This is a genomic window from Ruegeria sp. CDSB136 (assembly GCF_059610965.1).
Genome location: NZ_JBXWOP010000011.1, coordinates 1 through 15,959, shown reverse-complemented (window position 1 = coordinate 15,959; position 15,959 = coordinate 1). Strand labels below are relative to the sequence as shown.

The following is a 15,959-nucleotide window of genomic DNA, read 5'->3' as shown; positions in this document are numbered from 1 at the left end:
CACGATCTGAATCAAACCGGCCCCAATTCGTCAGCCTTGCAGGGCTTCCCACATTTCAAGATCGCGCTGGGCGGTCCAGATGCGGGGATGGGCGATACCGCGGGCTTCGTCATAGGCGCGGGCGACGTTGAAGGGCAGGCAGTGTTCATAGATCGCGTAATCGGCAAATTTCGGGTCGCATTCGGCGCGCACGGCATCCCATGCCTCTTTCAGCGATCCGCCGCGGGCAGCAATCCTGCGAACAGGCCGGTAGGTGCTGTCTACAAAGTCGCGGGTGTTTTCGATGGCCTTTTCCACCATCTCCTTTCCAACCAGCGCATCGCCGCGCCCCGGTGCGATGGCGTCCACGTCATAGGCCTTGATGTTGTCCAGGGTCTGACCCCAGTCGGCGAAATGCCCGTCGCCGCAATAGCAGGCCGAGTGATATTCGACGATATCGCCGGTAAACATCACGTTCTGATCCGGCACGTGAATGATGGCGTCGCCTGCCGTGTGGGCGCGACCGATCTGTTTGATGTCGACGCGGCGTTTGCCAAGGAACACGGTCATGCTGTCCGAGAAGGTCGTTGTCGGGAAGGTCAGGCCCGGAATGCTCTCATGTCCTTCGAACAGGCGCGGAAAGCGTTGAAATTCACTGTCCCAATCTTCCTGCCCGCGTTCCAGAACCATGTTGTAGGCTGCGTTCGACATGATCACCTGCCCGGCGTCAAAGGCGCTGGCACCCAGAACGCGCACGGCGTGATAATGCGTCAGCACCACGTGGCTGATCGGCTTGTCAGTAATGGATCGGACACATTCGATCACCTTGTTTGCCAGACGCGGTGTGGCCTGTGCCTCGACGATCATCACGCTGTCATCGCCGACGATGACGCCGGAATTCGGGTCCCCTTCGGCGGTAAAAGCGTACAGTCCGTCGCCGATTTCATCGAAGGTGATTTTCTTTTCGCTCAGATCGCCCTGCGAGGCGAATGCCTTGGCCATTTCCTGTTCCTTTGACGTTCTGTCATCCGCACAGCAATAACCGCAGCGCGGCGGGTAGGTCCCATAAGTTTCGATCCGGGCGGTCAGCCTGTGCTGCCTTCGCCCTGACATGCGAATACGCCAACGACGGGTTCTGCCGCCTTGATCTGAGACAGACCGACACGTCCGCTGACGTCTATTTGCTTCTTCTTGCGCTGCGCGTCAATTCAAATATTGAGCCGATGGATCAAATATTGCTTTGACCTTCTGCTCTGTCAAGCTATCCATGCATGGGGTAAGGATCATCAGGTCTGGTTTGCGAGGTGACATGGCGGAAGGCCCATCAACAGTACATAAGGCGCTGTCCCTGCTGGAGTTTTTTGATGAAAGACGCCACCGTATCGGCCTGAGTGAGCTTTCGAAATTGTCCGGTTACAACAAGGCGACGACGATGCGGTTTTTAGCCGCGCTGGAATCCAAGGGCTTTGTCGAACAGGACGAGGAAACACGTTTGTTCAATCTGGGCCCCGCGTTTCTGCGGTTTTCCCAATTGCGCGAGGCCAGTTTTCCGCTTGTCGATGCGGTAAAGATCGTGTTGCGGGATCTGAATGCGATCACGGGCGAAACGGCGCATGCGTCGCGCATCGCGGGCCAAACGCTGGCCAATATTGCCACGATCGAAAGCAAAAGCATGAACCGGGTTATCATAGGATCAGGCGAGTCGCTGCCGTTGCACGCGACGGCCTCGGGGCTGGCCTATCTGGCTTTCGCGGCCCCTGCCTTTGTCGAGCCGTTTATTGAAGGGGGCGCCTTGCAGTCGCATACGACGCAAACCCAAACCGATGCGGCTGTAATCCGGCAGCAACTGGATCAGATCCGTCAGACAGGCCTTTCGATTTCAAGCGGCACGTTTGAGGAAGGTGTGATCGGGATAGCGGCCCCGTATTTTGGCCCCAGCAACAAGGTGTGCGGGGCCGTGGCCGTGGCTCTGCCCGCCGTTCGGGCGACCGAGGCGCATCAGAGCATCATCGAGGAAAATGTCAGGAAGGCCGCCAAGCGCCTGACATTGTTGCGCGGCGGCCGGTATCCCGAGGCGATAGACAACGGAGCGGTATCCGACAACGGGTAGGCGGGCGCGTGGTCCGAAGGCTTGGCGAGGACACAAAAAATGCACCTCCTTTGATGGGAGGCGCATTATCAAAAGACTACATCGAAAAAGAGGTGACGTTCAGCCGTTCGCGGCGATCAGTTCGGACTGTGCGACGATGACCTCGGCCTGTTTGATTGAGGCGATGTCGACCAGGCGGCCCTTGTAGACCGTTGCACCTTCGCCATTGGCTTTGGCCTGTTCCATCGCCTCCAGAATCTCACGCGCTTCGGACACTGCTTCGTCTGACGGGGTGAACACCTGGTTGGCCAGAGCGATCTGCTTGGGGTGGATTGCCCATTTGCCGACCATGCCCAATGTGGCCGAACGTTTCGCCTGCGCTATATAGCCTTCGTCATCTGAGAAATCGCCGAACGGCCCGTCCACCGGCAGAATCCCATGGGTCCGGCAGGCGGCGACGATGGCGGCTTGTGCCCAGTGCCACGGGTCGGACCAGTGCTTTTCGCCCTCGCGCAGCATGTAGTAGTTTTCCTGCGTTCCGCCGATGCCGGTTGTCTGCATGCCCATCGAGGCTGCAAAATCAGCGGCACCAAGACTCATCGCCTGCAAACGAGGAGAGGACGCGGCAATGGCCTCGACATGCGCGATACCGGCAGCGGATTCGATGATGACTTCGAAACTGATCGGCTTGGTGCGCCCTTTGGCCCGTTCGATGGCGGTGACAAGGGCATCCACGGCATAGACGTCCTCGGCGCAGCCCACTTTGGGGATCATGATCTGGTCCAGGCGGTCCCCGGCCTGTTCCAGCACGTCCACGACATCACGATACCAATAGGGTGTATCCAGCCCGTTGATCCGCACGGACATGTATTTGGAACCCCATTCGACGGTGTTCAGCGCCTCGATCACGTTGGCACGGGCTGCATCCTTGTCGGACGGGGCAACCGAGTCCTCAAGATCCAGATTGATGACATCCGCAGACGAAGCGGCCATTTTCGGGAACAGCTTGGTGTTCGATCCCGGCCCGAACAATTGGCAGCGGTTCGGGCGTGCAGGGGCGGCGGGTTGGATGCGAAAGCTCATCGGGACCTCGTGCGAGAAAGGAAATTGCGGTATTCTTGCTCAATGAGGTATTAAATTGCGCGGTCAGGCGCAAGCGCCTTTGTGCAGCTGCGGCAATGCTGTTGCAGCATTCGCCGAAAATCGGTGCGTTGACGGTGACTAAAGTTTAATCAGTTTGAAAACTTGCAAGATTGTCCCGAAATTCTGCGGGTTAATGCAAGATAATCCTATTGCGTGGGGTGCGTCCGGGCGAAAATGCGAAACGCTCGTTTGCTGCGTTCTTTAGCCTGCGCCGGAATCAAAGGAGTGCATGGCGATGATCGAAACACCGTATCTGCTGTTTTTGGGCGATGCGCCCGACCAATTGGCGGCCAAAGTGGCTGTTGGCATCAAGGACTGGCGACCGGAGAATGCCGTGGGCCAGTATCGGATGGAAGGCTGCAAGGCCGATCTGGGTCTGACCGACATGTCGCTGGTCGAAGCGCGTGAGGCTGGTGCCAAGACACTTGTGATCGGGGTCGCAAACCGTGGCGGTGTGATCAGCCAGGAATGGAAAAAAGTTCTGGTCATGGCGTTGGAGGAAGGGTTTGACCTGGCTTCGGGTCTGCACAACCTGTTGCGGGATGAGCCCGATCTGGTTGCCGTGGCAGAAGCCACCGGGCGCACGCTGCATGATGTCCGGGTGCCCGAGGTGGACTACCCGATTGCCAACGGCATCAAGCGCAAGGGCAAGCGCTGTTTGGCCGTGGGTACGGATTGTTCGGTGGGCAAAATGTACACGGCGATGGCGATGGATGCCGAAATGCGCAAGCGCGGTATGAAATCCACCTTCCGCGCAACCGGTCAGACAGGGATCCTCATCACTGGTGACGGTGTGCCGCTGGACGCAGTCATTGCGGATTTCATGGCGGGCTCTGTCGAATGGCTGACACCTGATAATGACGAGGATCACTGGGACCTGATCGAAGGGCAGGGATCCCTGTTCCACGTGTCCTATTCGGGCGTGACCATGGCCTTGATCCACGGCGGCCAGCCTGACGCGCTGATCCTGAGCCATGAACCGACGCGCGAGCATATGCGCGGCTTGCCGACTTACCAGCTGCCGAGTCTGGAAGACCTGCGCGACACGGCGCTGGCACTTGCGAAAGTGGCGAACCCGGACTGTCAGGTTGTAGGCGTATCGGTCAACACTCAGCACATGTCCGAGGAAGATGCGACCGCTTATCTGTCCAGAATCGAAGCCGACATGGGCCTGCCGGCAACGGACCCGTTCCGATTTGGGTCGGGCAAGCTGGTGGACGCGCTGGCTGCGTTGTGATCTGAACGTTTCGCCGGCGGCAGCCGCTGTTCTGCCTCCGGCGGGAGTATTTGGAAAAAGATGAAGGAGCGTGTTCGTGCAGATTGAAGTTTCTCGCGATGTGTTTCGGCTGGCGCAGGTCTTCACCATCTCGCGCGGGTCGCGAACCGAGGCGAGGGTGCTGACGGTTCGGATTTCAGACGGGACGCATCAGGGGTGGGGCGAATGCGTGCCATATGCCCGGTATGGCGAAACGCTGGATTCGGTTGAGGCCGAGATCGCGGGTTTGCCTGCGAATATTTCCCGGGAGGCGCTGACTGGTTTGCTGCCCGCTGGTGCCGCGCGGAATGCGGTTGATTGCGCGCTTTGGGATCTGGAGGCAAAACGCGCGGGCAAGCGTGTGTGGGAAATGGCCGGTTTGCCGATTCCGGGACCTGAAATCACGGCATACACGCTGTCGCTGGACACGCCTGAGGCGATGCGAAAGCAGGCGGCCGAAAACGCGAACCGGCCGCTGTTGAAGATCAAGCTGGGAACTCCGGACGACATGCCGCGGCTTGAAGCCGTTCGCGCTGGCGCGCCTGACGCAAAAATCATCGTGGACGCCAACGAAGGGTGGTCTGCAGAGGTATATGCTGATCTTGCCCCGCATCTGGTGCGTCTGGGTGTGGCGCTGGTCGAACAGCCGTTGCCTGCAAGTGATGATGAGGCGCTGATCGGGATGGGCCGCCCGGTGCCTGTGTGCGCGGATGAATCCTGTCATGACCGGGCCAGTCTGTCTGCGCTGAAGGGCAAATATGACGTGGTCAACATCAAGCTCGACAAAACCGGAGGTCTGACAGAGGCGCTGGCGTTGCGCGAACACGCACTGGCCGAAGGTTATCGCGTTATGGTTGGCTGCATGGTCGGCAGTTCGCTGGCGATGGCGCCTGCGACATTGCTGGCGCAGGGTGCGATGGTAACAGACCTTGACGGTCCGCTTCTGTTGGCTGAAGACCGCGACAACCCGCTGATTTTTGATGACGCCGGAGTGCACCCGCCCGTGGCGGCACTTTGGGGCTGAGGAGACATACATGACCCGTACCGTTTACGTGAATGGCGAGTACCTGCCGGAGACCGAGGCCAAGGTATCCATTTTTGACCGAGGCTTTCTGTTTGCAGACGCCGTTTACGAAGTCACCAGCGTTCTGGACGGCAAGCTGATTGATTTTGAAGGTCATGCCGTGCGCCTCAAACGTTCGTTGGACGAGTTGGAGATGGCCGAGCCATGCACCAAGGAGGAACTGCTTGATATCCACCGAAAGCTGGTGGAGCTGAATGGCATTGATGAGGGTCTGATTTACCTTCAGGTGAGCCGCGGATCAGACGGCGACCGGGACTTTGTGTTCCCGTCTGCGGATACAAAACCCAGCCTTGTTCTGTTCACTCAGAACAAGCCGGGTCTGGCCGACAGCCCGGCCGCAAAAGAGGGTGCCAAGATCATTTCGATCGAGGATATCCGCTGGGGCCGCCGCGACATCAAGACCGTGCAGTTGCTGTATCCGTCGATGGGCAAGATGATGGCCAAGAAAGCGGGCTGTGACGATGCGTGGCTGGTCGAGGACGGCTATGTGACCGAAGGCACCAGCAACAACGCCTATTTCGTCAGGAACGGCAAGATCGTCACCCGTCCGCTGTCCAACGACATTTTGCACGGCATCACCCGCAAGGCCGTGCTGCGCATGGCGGCAGAAGCGCAGATGGAAATCGAAGAGCGGCTGTTCACCATCGACGAAGCCAAAGAGGCGGATGAAGCCTTCACGACTTCGGCCAGTGCATTTGTCATGCCCGTCGTCGAGATTGACGGTGTGGCGTTGGGCGACGGAACGCCGGGTCCGATTGCCAAGCGTTTGCGCGAGATCTATCTGGACGAAAGCCGCAAGGCCGCGATCTAAAGAAAAGGCCCGCTGCATCGGCGGGCCTTTTTTCAGGCGTCAGCCTTTCCTGGTGACATTTTCTTCAAAGGCGACCTTGAAGGCGGCTTGTTTCTCGGGGCTGGCTTCGGTCTGGTAGTTGGCTTTCCACTCATCCATGGTCATGCCGTAAAAAACTTCGCGGGCTTCTTCCTTGCCCATCTCGATGCCCTTTTCATTGGCCGCTTCCTGATACCAGCGCGACAGGCAGTTGCGGCAGAATCCGGCAAGGTTCATCATGTCGATGTTCTGCACATCGGTGCGGTCTTCCATCAGGTGCTTCTGCAACCGGCGGAAGGCCGCAGCCTGAAGTTCGATTTCGGTTTGCTTGTCCATGAGATGGCTCCGAGTGACTGTCTTGTGTTCTGAGCCTGACCTAACAATCCGGCGGCTTTGTTACAACAAACAGGAAGGGCCTAACGGACCCCTCCCAGCCTTTGAAATCGAATTCATGCCAGTTTCAGTGCCAGCCAGGGCATCAGGCAGAATACGATTGTCAGGATCTTGTAGTTGGCGAGATACCTGAAATATGCCCTTTTCACGTCGGCGCGTTCCATCTGGAACATCCGGCCGTGAATCCCCGCGATCCAGTCCTGAAGGACTATGATCATCAATGTGGTAAAGCCCAAAAGGGCGATGTTCAGGACCGTCATCCAGCCGAAGACGGTCGTCAGGATTTCCTGAGTCATGGTCGTCTCCTTTCCCGTAATATATGGGGTTCGCGAGGTGTGCTCACAATGACATGAGGTCGGGAAACGGCCCGAGGTGACCCAACGTCACAGGTCGCTGTCCTCCAAGGCGCTTTGCAAGATCGGGGCCAGACGTTCGGCCCATTCACGCTGTCCGGCATGGTCTGCGATCAGGTCATTGCGCAGTTCGATCAGCGCGTTCGGGCGACCGAAGCTGGTGCAGTGCTTATCGATCGCATCGCCGGGAAGAACCCCGGTATAGGGTTCGTTAACGCCAACACACAAATCGCCCTCTGCCTCGAGCCGGTTGATCAGCGGACGTGAGAAACGTTCATCCGGCGTGTGCAGGATTCCGATATGCCAGGGGCGCGGTTCGCGGCCCCGCAACTGACGGGTAAACGAATGCATCGACACGATCACCGCGTGCGGCAGGGCCGCCAACTGCGCCAGCGCCTCGTGATAGGGGCGGTAGCACATGTTCAGGCGGCGTTCCTTTTCGGCCGCGTCCGCTTGGCGGTTGCCGGGGATGATCGAACCGTCATAGAGCTTCATCAGTAGCGTCGGGTCGTCCTCGCCACGGTTCGGGTCGATCACCAGACGCGAGAAATTGGCGGCGATCACCGGAGCGTTGAGAATTTCGCCCAGATGTTTCGACACCTCGTAGGCGCCTACGTCATAGGCGATGTGACGCTCCATATCCTCGCGTGGCAGGCCAAGGTCTCCGCCGTTGATTTCGGGTGGTACGGTGTTGGTTGCATGGTCGCAGGTGATCAGCCAGCGGGACGGGCGATCCTCGCCGTGAATGAAAAACGGAGTGTACGTCATGAGCCTGTCATCAAGTTTGCCGCAGGTGTAGGGCAGTTGCTTCGGAAAGGGAATTGCGCAATAAGCACATCGAAGCACTGTTTGCGGTAACATTGAGTCATCGAGGAGAGCAAGACCGATGCGACGCCTGAGAAATGTGAAAATCGTGGCGACGCTGGGGCCGGCGTCCAACGACTATGACACCATTCGCGCCCTGCACGAAGCCGGAGCGGATGTCTTCCGCCTGAATATGAGCCACGGCAGCCATGATGAAATCCGCGAACGGCACCGGATCATCCGGCAGGTGGAAAAGGACCTGGAAAGCCCGATCGCGATTCTGGCCGACCTTCAGGGCCCGAAGCTGCGGGTCGGTGTGTTCGGCAATGGCGAAGAGGAATTGCAGGAAGGGGCCGCGTTCCGGTTGGACCTGGATCCGGCGCCGGGTGATGCTGACCGTGTCTGCCTGCCGCATCCCGAGATTTTCGCCGCACTGGAACCGGGTGCGCGCCTATTGGTCAACGATGGCAAAATTCGCCTGATCGTTGCCGATTGCGGTCAGGATTTCGCCAATTGCACGGTCGAGGTCGGCGGTACGATCTCGAACCGCAAGGGGGTGAACGTGCCGGACGTGGTGCTTCCACTGGCGGCCCTTTCGGCCAAGGACCGTGACGATCTGGAATTTGTCTGCCAACTGGGCGTGGACTGGCTGGCGCTCAGCTTCGTGCAGCGGGCACGGGACGTCTATGAAGCCCGCACGCTGGCCGATGGCCGGGCCGCGATCCTGTCCAAGATCGAAAAGCCCGCCGCTGTCGAGGCATTCGAGGACATTCTTGATGCGTCTGATGGGATCATGGTCGCACGCGGCGATCTGGGCGTTGAATTGCCGGTGTCGGCTGTGCCCCCGATCCAGAAACGACTGGTACGCAGATGCCGGGCCGCGGCCAAGCCGGTGATTGTGGCCACGCAGATGCTGGAAAGCATGATCGAAAGCCCGATGCCGACGCGCGCCGAAGTTTCGGACGTGGCCACGGCGATCTATGAGGGTACCGATGCCATCATGCTCAGCGCGGAATCCGCTGCCGGTGATTACCCTGTCGAGGCGGTTCAGACCATGAACAAGGTTGCCATCGAGGTCGAGGCCGACCCGACCTACACGCAGATCATCGCGGCCTCGCGTTCGGCCAAGGGGACGACGATCGCCGATGGTATCGTCGCCGCCGCCCGCGAGATTGCTGAAAAGACGGATATCAAGGCCATCTGCTGCTTTACCCAAAGTGGCACAACAGCCTTGCTGACCGCCCGTGAGCGCCCCGGTGTTCCGATCATCGCCATGACGCCGGCCCGAGGCACCGCACGGCGCCTGTGCCTGAGCTGGGGCTGCCATTGTGTCATGACGCCCGAGCTTGAGCGGTTCAAAGGTGCTGTGGTCAACGCAGCCCGTGCTGCCCGCGCCGGTGGGTTTGCGTCCGAGTCCGATCAGATCGTGGTTACCGCAGGGGTGCCGTTCAACGTGCCGGGCACCACCAATATTCTGCGCATTGCCCCCTGTGACGAACGGTTGATCTACAACACCGACCCCGGTTGAAGAGATAACGGTGCCCCGCCATGTCGCAGGGGTGCCTGAGCAGGGGTGGAAAAGCCAAGATTTTGCTCGAAACCCCCTTGCCAGTATGGCCGAACTTGCGTAAACGGCGCTTCTGATCGCGTGACCGGCCGAGATGGCATGCCGAGTCGCGTTTGAAACCGAACCCGGAAAAGGAGACGGAAATGCCTAAGATGAAGACAAAAGCGAGCGCCAAGAAGCGCTTCAAGGTGACTGCGACCGGTAAGGTCCTTGCTGGCCAGGCCGGCAAACGGCACGGCATGATCAAGCGGACCAAGAAATTCATCCGCGACGCCCGTGGCAACACCACCCTGTCCGCCCCCGACGCCAAGATCGTCAAGGGCTACATGCCCTACGACCGCTAAGAGGAGATTAAGAGATGTCCCGCGTTAAAGGTGGAACCGTAACTCACGCCCGTCACAAGAAGGTTATCAAGGCCGCCAAAGGTTACTATGGCCGCCGCAAGAGCACCTTCAAGGTTGCCCGTCAGGCCGTCGACAAGGCCAACCAGTACGCAACCCGCGACCGTAAGAACCGCAAGCGCAACTTCCGCGCGCTGTGGATCCAGCGTATCAACGCTGCTGTCCGTTCGCATGACGAAGCACTGACATATTCCCGCTTCATCAACGGCCTGAACCTGGCCGGTATCGAAGTGGACCGCAAAGTTCTGGCCGACCTGGCCGTGCACGAACCGGAAGCGTTCGGCGCGATCGTAGCCAAAGCTCAGGCTGCTCTGACTGCCTGATCCTCTGAAAAGAGACAGTGAATAAAGGGCCGTCCCATTGGGGCGGCTTTTTTTCTCGTTGCAGTGCATTTTCGGCATCTCCAGAAAGTAACTCCTTCTGACAGGGAAATTCTTGTCTTATGCTGGGCTGAAGCTGGGGCTCTGGAGGGAGCGATGCTGGAAACTCAGGCTGTCAGAACCCAAACACAAGCAGATGCCGTTTATTCGTTGGCATACGAGTTCACGGACTGGCTGCGCGAACGCTATCCGGAAATGGCGGCAGATATTGATGTTTACCTCAAACACCAGAAGTTTGATGAGCAGATCCGAGATGTGCTGATCCATTTCAGCCCGCCAAAAGGGGAATGCCTGCTTGCCGTCAATAATGGGCAAGCGATCGGAATTCTGATGTTGAAGGATCTCGGAGAGGGGACTTGCGAAATGAACAGGATGTTCGTTCGCGAAACCGCGCGGGGGCTGGGGGTAGGCCGGGCTCTGGTCCAGGAACTCAAACGGCGGGCACGGGAAATGGGCTTCAGAACCATGACGCTGAGCGCCCTGCCGCGCCACCACGAAGCTCTGGCCCTTTATCGGGCGAGCGGGTTCCAGTTAGATGATCGCGCAAGGGATGCTGGAAACTCGGCAAACGCTGTTCTCATGAAAATCAATCTGGATGCGCTTTCCGAATAATGGCTGGCCCTGCGGTTTTTGCTGACAAGAAACCAGATAGTGGTCAAAAAAAACCGGCGCTAAAAGCGCCGGCTCAATTTGCGTATCACCTCAGGTCTGTTTACCCGAACACACGCCCCAGCGCGCCGTCAACGGCGTCGGTGATCTGGTCAATGTCATCTGCCGTTGCGATCAGCGCGGGTGAGAAGCACAACGTGTTGTTGCGGCTGGGGATCGAGCGGTTGGTGGCCCCGATGATGACGCCCTGCGCCATACAGTCGGCCACGACCGCCTGAACTCTTTTCTCGTCCATCGGGTCCTTGGTGGCGCGGTCGGTTACCAGTTCGGCACCCAGGAACAGGCCCTTGCCGCGCACGTCGCCGATAACCTTGTGCTTTTCCATCAGCGCCTGCAGGTTGCCCATCATGCGGTTGCCCATATCGGTGCAGTTGCCCAGCAGGTTCTCGTCTTCGATGATGCGCATGTTCTCGATCGCGGCCGCCGGACCTGCGGTGCAGCCGCCAAAGGTCGAGATGTCGCGGAAGTAGTTCAGCGGATCGGATGCGTCGTCCTTGAACAGGTCAAAGACTTCCTCGGTGGTGACCATCACGGCAATCGCCGCATAGCCCGAGGCAACGCCTTTGGCCATGGTCACGAAGTCCGGCTTGATTCCGTATTGCTGATAGCCGAACCATGTGCCGGTCCGGCCGACGCCGCAGACGACTTCGTCGATATGCAGCAGCACGTCGTACTTCTTGCAGATCTCCTGCACCCGCTGCCAGTAGCCTTCCGGCGCTTCGATCACGCCACCACCGGCGGTCACGGGCTCAAGGCACAGCGCGCCAACGGTGTCGGGACCTTCGCGCAGGATCACTTCTTCGATCTGGTTTGCGGCCCATTCACCGAAGTTTTCCTCGGGCGCGCCGTCCAGCTCGTGCTTGCGGTATTCCATGCAGTGCGGAACGCGTACGAAATCAGGCGCAAACGGACCATACTGCGCGGTGCGCTCGTCCTGGCCACCTGCCGACATGGTCGCCAGCGTCGAGCCGTGATAGTCGCGGTCGCGATACAGGATTTTGGTCTTCTTGCCGCCATAGCGCTTATGCGCGATCTGCCGGACCATCTTGAACGCTTTCTCGTTCGCTTCCGAGCCCGAGTTGGTGTAGTAAACGCGGCTCATTCCTGGCATCTTTTCGATCAGATTTTCAGCAAAGATCGAACCGGGAATCGAACCTGCGGTATTGGCGAAATAGCACAGCTTCATCAGCTGGTCGTACACAGCCTTGCAGATCGATTCGCGGCCATAGCCCACGTTGACCGTCCAGACCCCACCGGATACGGCATCCAGATGCTCTTTGCCTTTCTGATCCCAGACGCGCATGCCCTTGCCTTCGACAATGATGCGCGGGTCACTGGTTTCAAAAGGTTTATGCTGCAGCAGATGGTGCCAGATATGGGCGCGGTCGGCTTCGACTACGCGCGAAAGATCGTTTTCGTTGAACGTGCCGTCCATGACATGTCCTTTCCAAAATGCAGTGCCCGGCGGCGAAATCAGCCCTGTCCCGGGAAGTGTTTCCGATGGCCCAGATCACCTTGAAAGGTGCTTTGTAGATAGGGCCAGATCGCATCATCCCGTATCTCCAGAGCATACGCCAGAGTATTTTTACGGATTTGCACAGCCCTGTCTTTGTGGTGAAGTCTACCGGCACGAATTGGGAGGACCAGCGGATGTCAGGCACCAACATCTATACCCGCCATCTGGATAAAAGCGGCGCGAACTACACACCGTTGTCTCCGCTGAGCTTTATCGAAAGGACGGCGCAGGTTTATCCGGATTATCCGTCCGTGGTTTACGGTGATCGCAGGTATACGTGGGAGGAAACCTACTCGCGTTGCCGCCAGCTTGCCGGGGCGCTTGCGGCGCACGGAATCGGGCAGGGGGATACGGTGTCGATCATAGCGGCCAATCTGCCTGAAATGTACGAGGCGCATTTTGGCGTGCCAATGGCAGGGGCAGTGCTGAACGCGATCAACACCCGGCTGGATGCTCCGATCGTTGCGTTCATCCTGAACCATGCCGAAGCCAAGGTTCTGCTGGTGGATCCCGAGTTTTCAGGCGTGGTCAACGAGGCGTTGAAACAGGTCGATCACGAGGTTTTGGTCATCGACATAGAAGACCCAAGTTTTGCCGGCGACAAAAAGATCGGATCAGTCACCTATGGTGATTTTCTGGCCACGGGTGATCCGCACTACAACTGGTCGTTGCCTGCAGATGAATGGGACGCCATCACGCTGAACTATACCTCCGGTACGACCGGAAACCCGAAGGGCGTCGTCTACCACCACAGGGGTGCCGCCTTGAACGCGCAATCGGATATTCTGGACTGGGACATGCCGAAACACTCGGTGTATCTGTGGACCCTGCCGATGTTTCACTGCAACGGGTGGTGTTTCCCATGGGCCATGGCGGCCAATGCCGGGGTTTCGGTCTGCCTGCGTGCAGTGCGGGATGAGCCGATCTATGCCGCTTTCCGAGAGGAGAAAGTAACCCATTTCTGCGGTGCCCCCATTGTTCTGAACATGCTGGCAAATGCCCCGGACCACCTCAAGGTTTTTGATCATCCCATCAAGGTGATGACCGCCGGTGCGCCGCCGCCCGCCGCCGTCATCGAAAAGATGGAGGCCATGGGCGTTGAAGTGACCCATGTTTACGGGCTGACCGAGACATATGGCCCTTCGGTTGTCTGTGCGTGGAAAGAGAAATGGAATGAGAGGGGCGCGGATGAACGCGCTGCGCTGAAGGTGCGGCAGGGTGTGAAATACACGGCGCTGTCCGGCCTGATGGTCGCGGATCCGGAAACACTGGAACCTGTTCCGGCCGATGGCGAAACCATGGGTGAGATTTTCATGCAGGGCAACGTCGTGATGAAAGGGTACCTGAAAAACCCGGATGCCACGGACAAGGCGTTCCGGGGTGGTTGGTTCGCTTCGGGCGATCTTGGGGTGATGCACCCCGACGGCTATGTCGCGCTGAAGGACCGATCCAAGGACATCATCATTTCGGGGGGCGAAAACATCTCATCCGTCGAGGTTGAGGGGATTCTTTACAAGCATCCCGCCGTGATGGAGGCGGCAGTGGTCGCGCGCCCGGATGACAAGTGGGGCGAAACACCCTGTGCATTTGTCGAACTGAAGCCGGGCAGGGAAGCAACTGAGGCTGAAATTATCACTTTCTGCCGGGACAACATGGCCCATTTCAAAACGCCCAAAACGGTAGTTTTCGGCGCATTGCCCAAGACTTCGACCGGCAAGATACAGAAATTCAAGCTGCGTGATCAGGCGCGAGGGCTTTCTTAGGTCCTGGCGTCATCGAATATTGACAGATCGAGAGGCAGCATCTCTCCCATCCAGATCGCGCGGTCACGGTGATCGCTCAGATGGTCGCCGGTCTCGGGGTGGGTAAATACGGTCAAACCCCTGCGGTTTATCATAAGCCAGGGAATGACCCGGTCGAATGCCTCCGGCCCAAAGCCCAACTGGCAACTCCACCGGGGGTGGGGGCCGACATTGCGCGCATGCATTCGGCCCACCTGAACGGGAAACAGGCGCGCGGCTTCTTCACAGACACGCCGGGCGGTTTCCTGTGTATCTGCGTCAAAATAGACATGGGCGTGATAGCCGGTAATTTCAGTCATATAGGGCCTCGATCATCATTCATCGGCCAAAGTGTACCGGCTGCACGGCTTCCTAGCCATCCTTGCCAAACACACAGAGACTGTGCGCTGAATCAGGTTGGGGCGTGCGCGTCAGGATGTGCCGCTGCAAACGCCGGGTGTTTGGTGCACGCGGCCTCAACTTGCAGGATTCGGGGCATTCCGCTCAGGTCGACCTGCCAGCGGCGCGCATTGTACATCTGCGGCATCAGGCACAGATCGGCCAGACCGGGCGCGTCTCCGGTGCAATACGAGGATTGATCGAACCCGCCCAGCAGGTCTTCAAACGCCAGCAGGCCGGGGCGAATGAAGTGACGCATCCAATCCCCGGGCATGTCACCGGCCCCGCCGCTCAGCGTGGTGGCATGGCGCGCGACGGAAAGGTTGCAGACGGGATGCAGGTCGACGGCAATGGAATGCGCCAGGGCCTGAACTTTGGCACGTTTGCCTGCGTCAGCTGGCAGCAGCCCCAGATTTCGCGTTTGATCCAGATACTCAAGGATTGCCAGAGACTGGGTCAGCCGCAGGCCGTCAATCTCCAGAACAGGAACGAAACCCTGTGGATTCCGGGCCAGGTGGGCTTTGGATTTATGTTCGCCCGCAACCAGATCGACGACTTCCGACCGATAGGGGATGCCAGCCAGATTAAGGGCGATCCGAACCCGGTAGCTGGCCGATGACCGCCAATAGTCATAAAGAACGACGTCACTCATCCTCGTCTCCGCTGCCAAATCACCCCTGCTCCTTTTTTGCCCATATGCTGAAATGGTTGAGGCCGTCCCTGACGGAGACCTGTGGGGACCAGTTCAGCAGGCGGCGTGCCTTCGAGATATCGGCCAGAGCATAGCGAATGTCGCCGGCGCGGAAATCGCCGGTGACTTGGACGCCGTTGCGCGCGTCCCCGACAAGGTCGATCAGTTGCCGGGCCACGTCGATGATGGTCGCCGCCTCGCCCGCGCCGATATCCACGATCTGATCCGAGAAACTGTCCAGCGCGACGGTGCTGGCAAAGGCGCGCACAACGTCGTCGACATAGACAAAATCGCGGGTGATGTCGCCGTCCTCGAAGATGTTGAGCGTCTTGCCCTGCATGATCTGGTCGGCAAAGATCGAGATCACGCCGGTATAGGGGTTCGACATGGACTGCCCCGGGCCATAGACGTTCTGCAGACGCAGAATGCCGACCTCGGTCGGGGTGCCCCAGAAGGCCTGGGTCAGCAGGTATTCCTGCATCAGCTTGGTCGAGGCATAGATCGAGGCGGGTGCCACCGGGCAGGTATCGGCATTGGTCGGCACCGGCCTCAGGGTTTCGCCGCTGGCCGATTTCGGCAGGAAGTCTCCGTTCGACATGTCCTGGCTGGTGCGGGCGACCGCAGGC

18 protein-coding genes are annotated in these 15,959 nt (G+C 58.9%); 9 read left to right on the top strand and 9 right to left on the bottom strand.

All coding sequences use genetic code 11. The features are described from left to right. Positions 1–30: 30 nt before the first annotated feature. Positions 31–981 (bottom strand): MBL fold metallo-hydrolase, encoded by a 951-nt coding sequence (locus AC2FIR_RS12935; RefSeq protein WP_170682123.1) that lies wholly within the window; start codon positions 979–981, stop codon positions 31–33. 307 nt (positions 982–1,288) lie between these two features. Here AC2FIR_RS12935 and AC2FIR_RS12930 point away from each other — a divergent pair, with 307 nt between their 5' ends. Further along, positions 1,289–2,089: an IclR family transcriptional regulator gene (locus AC2FIR_RS12930; RefSeq protein WP_170616041.1), complete on the top strand. Its 801-nt coding sequence runs from the start codon at positions 1,289–1,291 to the stop codon at positions 2,087–2,089. A gap of 99 nt (positions 2,090–2,188) precedes the next feature. Here AC2FIR_RS12930 and AC2FIR_RS12925 read toward each other — a convergent pair whose 3' ends face one another. After that, positions 2,189–3,151, bottom strand: coding sequence for an L-malyl-CoA/beta-methylmalyl-CoA lyase (locus tag AC2FIR_RS12925; protein WP_480913768.1), 963 nt, complete (start codon positions 3,149–3,151; stop codon positions 2,189–2,191). 295 nt (positions 3,152–3,446) lie between these two features. On the opposite strand from AC2FIR_RS12925, the gene dgcN reads away from it, so the two are divergent. The 3 genes from dgcN to AC2FIR_RS12910 all read left to right on the top strand — a co-directional run bounded on the left by dgcN (position 3,447) and on the right by AC2FIR_RS12910 (position 6,361). Next, positions 3,447–4,448 (top strand): N-acetyltransferase DgcN, encoded by a 1,002-nt coding sequence (gene dgcN / locus AC2FIR_RS12920; protein ID WP_496746719.1) that lies wholly within the window; start codon positions 3,447–3,449, stop codon positions 4,446–4,448. Between the two features lie 76 nt (positions 4,449–4,524). Further along, positions 4,525–5,490 carry an N-acetyl-D-Glu racemase DgcA gene (gene dgcA, locus AC2FIR_RS12915; RefSeq protein WP_496762479.1) on the top strand — a complete coding sequence of 322 codons (966 nt, stop codon included), beginning with the start codon at positions 4,525–4,527 and terminating at the stop codon, positions 5,488–5,490. A gap of 10 nt (positions 5,491–5,500) precedes the next feature. Next, complete coding sequence (locus AC2FIR_RS12910; RefSeq protein WP_496746720.1) at positions 5,501–6,361, top strand: D-amino-acid transaminase; 861 nt, start codon at positions 5,501–5,503, stop codon at positions 6,359–6,361. Positions 6,362–6,400: 39 nt separating this feature from the next. Here the strand turns inward: AC2FIR_RS12910 and AC2FIR_RS12905 are convergent, their stop codons facing one another. The 3 genes from AC2FIR_RS12905 to AC2FIR_RS12895 form a co-directional block, all read right to left on the bottom strand. Next, the gene (locus AC2FIR_RS12905; protein WP_496746721.1) at positions 6,401–6,715 is read right to left on the bottom strand and encodes a DUF1244 domain-containing protein; all 315 of its coding nucleotides are present in this window, start codon (positions 6,713–6,715) and stop codon (positions 6,401–6,403) included. 113 nt (positions 6,716–6,828) lie between these two features. Next, on the bottom strand, positions 6,829–7,068 hold the full coding sequence (locus tag AC2FIR_RS12900) for a DUF6868 family protein (RefSeq protein ID WP_170682117.1): 240 nt from the start codon (positions 7,066–7,068) through the stop codon (positions 6,829–6,831). Between the two features lie 87 nt (positions 7,069–7,155). Continuing rightward, on the bottom strand, positions 7,156–7,893 hold the full coding sequence (locus tag AC2FIR_RS12895) for an N-formylglutamate amidohydrolase (protein ID WP_496746723.1): 738 nt from the start codon (positions 7,891–7,893) through the stop codon (positions 7,156–7,158). 118 nt (positions 7,894–8,011) lie between these two features. Here AC2FIR_RS12895 and pyk point away from each other — a divergent pair, with 118 nt between their 5' ends. The 4 genes from pyk to AC2FIR_RS12875 all read left to right on the top strand — a co-directional run bounded on the left by pyk (position 8,012) and on the right by AC2FIR_RS12875 (position 10,889). Further along, positions 8,012–9,457, top strand: coding sequence for a pyruvate kinase (gene pyk / locus AC2FIR_RS12890; protein WP_480523602.1), 1,446 nt, complete (start codon positions 8,012–8,014; stop codon positions 9,455–9,457). Between the two features lie 182 nt (positions 9,458–9,639). After that, positions 9,640–9,840, top strand: a complete 201-nt coding sequence (rpmI, locus tag AC2FIR_RS12885) for a 50S ribosomal protein L35 (RefSeq protein WP_088632295.1) — start codon at positions 9,640–9,642, stop codon at positions 9,838–9,840. Positions 9,841–9,854: 14 nt separating this feature from the next. Continuing rightward, on the top strand, positions 9,855–10,220 hold the full coding sequence (gene rplT, locus AC2FIR_RS12880) for a 50S ribosomal protein L20 (protein WP_152457001.1): 366 nt from the start codon (positions 9,855–9,857) through the stop codon (positions 10,218–10,220). 153 nt (positions 10,221–10,373) lie between these two features. Then, positions 10,374–10,889 carry a GNAT family N-acetyltransferase gene (locus AC2FIR_RS12875; protein ID WP_496762477.1) on the top strand — a complete coding sequence of 172 codons (516 nt, stop codon included), beginning with the start codon at positions 10,374–10,376 and terminating at the stop codon, positions 10,887–10,889. A 100-nt stretch (positions 10,890–10,989) separates the two neighbouring features. Here the strand turns inward: AC2FIR_RS12875 and AC2FIR_RS12870 are convergent, their stop codons facing one another. Next, positions 10,990–12,381, bottom strand: a complete 1,392-nt coding sequence (locus AC2FIR_RS12870; protein ID WP_170616061.1) for an aminotransferase family protein — start codon at positions 12,379–12,381, stop codon at positions 10,990–10,992. A 215-nt stretch (positions 12,382–12,596) separates the two neighbouring features. Between AC2FIR_RS12870 and AC2FIR_RS12865 the strand changes: the two genes are divergently transcribed. After that, positions 12,597–14,225, top strand: coding sequence for an acyl-CoA synthetase (locus tag AC2FIR_RS12865; protein ID WP_496746725.1), 1,629 nt, complete (start codon positions 12,597–12,599; stop codon positions 14,223–14,225). On the opposite strand, the gene AC2FIR_RS12860 is transcribed toward AC2FIR_RS12865, so the two are convergent. The 3 genes from AC2FIR_RS12860 to AC2FIR_RS12850 all read right to left on the bottom strand — a co-directional run. Next, entirely contained in the window at positions 14,222–14,563 is a 342-nt protein-coding gene (locus AC2FIR_RS12860; protein ID WP_496762476.1) for a DOPA 4,5-dioxygenase family protein, read from the bottom strand. The two genes, AC2FIR_RS12865 and AC2FIR_RS12860, sit on opposite strands and share 4 nt — an antisense overlap. Before the next feature lie 92 nt (positions 14,564–14,655). After that, positions 14,656–15,294 (bottom strand): maleylacetoacetate isomerase, encoded by a 639-nt coding sequence (gene maiA / locus AC2FIR_RS12855; RefSeq protein WP_496746727.1) that lies wholly within the window; start codon positions 15,292–15,294, stop codon positions 14,656–14,658. A gap of 19 nt (positions 15,295–15,313) precedes the next feature. Continuing rightward, positions 15,314–15,959: NAD-dependent epimerase/dehydratase family protein (locus AC2FIR_RS12850; protein ID WP_496762475.1), on the bottom strand; the 646-nt coding region annotated here is incomplete at its 5' end.

What these genes read in the sequence shown, in the direction of transcription:
- rpmI (WP_088632295.1), top strand. Translation starts at nt 9,640, where the DNA reads ATGCCTAAGATGAAGACAAAAGCGAGCGCCAAGAAGCGCTTCAAGGTG.
- maiA (WP_496746727.1), bottom strand. Translation starts at nt 15,294, where the DNA reads ATGAGTGACGTCGTTCTTTATGACTATTGGCGGTCATCGGCCAGCTAC.
- AC2FIR_RS12935 (WP_170682123.1), bottom strand. Translation starts at nt 981, where the DNA reads ATGGCCAAGGCATTCGCCTCGCAGGGCGATCTGAGCGAAAAGAAAATC.
- AC2FIR_RS12925 (WP_480913768.1), bottom strand. Translation starts at nt 3,151, where the DNA reads ATGAGCTTTCGCATCCAACCCGCCGCCCCTGCACGCCCGAACCGCTGC.
- pyk (WP_480523602.1), top strand. Translation starts at nt 8,012, where the DNA reads ATGCGACGCCTGAGAAATGTGAAAATCGTGGCGACGCTGGGGCCGGCG.
- AC2FIR_RS12900 (WP_170682117.1), bottom strand. Translation starts at nt 7,068, where the DNA reads ATGACTCAGGAAATCCTGACGACCGTCTTCGGCTGGATGACGGTCCTG.
- AC2FIR_RS12870 (WP_170616061.1), bottom strand. Translation starts at nt 12,381, where the DNA reads ATGGACGGCACGTTCAACGAAAACGATCTTTCGCGCGTAGTCGAAGCC.
- AC2FIR_RS12910 (WP_496746720.1), top strand. Translation starts at nt 5,501, where the DNA reads ATGACCCGTACCGTTTACGTGAATGGCGAGTACCTGCCGGAGACCGAG.
- AC2FIR_RS12860 (WP_496762476.1), bottom strand. Translation starts at nt 14,563, where the DNA reads ATGACTGAAATTACCGGCTATCACGCCCATGTCTATTTTGACGCAGAT.
- AC2FIR_RS12865 (WP_496746725.1), top strand. Translation starts at nt 12,597, where the DNA reads ATGTCAGGCACCAACATCTATACCCGCCATCTGGATAAAAGCGGCGCG.
- rplT (WP_152457001.1), top strand. Translation starts at nt 9,855, where the DNA reads ATGTCCCGCGTTAAAGGTGGAACCGTAACTCACGCCCGTCACAAGAAG.
- AC2FIR_RS12875 (WP_496762477.1), top strand. Translation starts at nt 10,374, where the DNA reads ATGCTGGAAACTCAGGCTGTCAGAACCCAAACACAAGCAGATGCCGTT.
- AC2FIR_RS12895 (WP_496746723.1), bottom strand. Translation starts at nt 7,893, where the DNA reads ATGACGTACACTCCGTTTTTCATTCACGGCGAGGATCGCCCGTCCCGC.
- AC2FIR_RS12905 (WP_496746721.1), bottom strand. Translation starts at nt 6,715, where the DNA reads ATGGACAAGCAAACCGAAATCGAACTTCAGGCTGCGGCCTTCCGCCGG.
- AC2FIR_RS12930 (WP_170616041.1), top strand. Translation starts at nt 1,289, where the DNA reads ATGGCGGAAGGCCCATCAACAGTACATAAGGCGCTGTCCCTGCTGGAG.
- dgcN (WP_496746719.1), top strand. Translation starts at nt 3,447, where the DNA reads ATGATCGAAACACCGTATCTGCTGTTTTTGGGCGATGCGCCCGACCAA.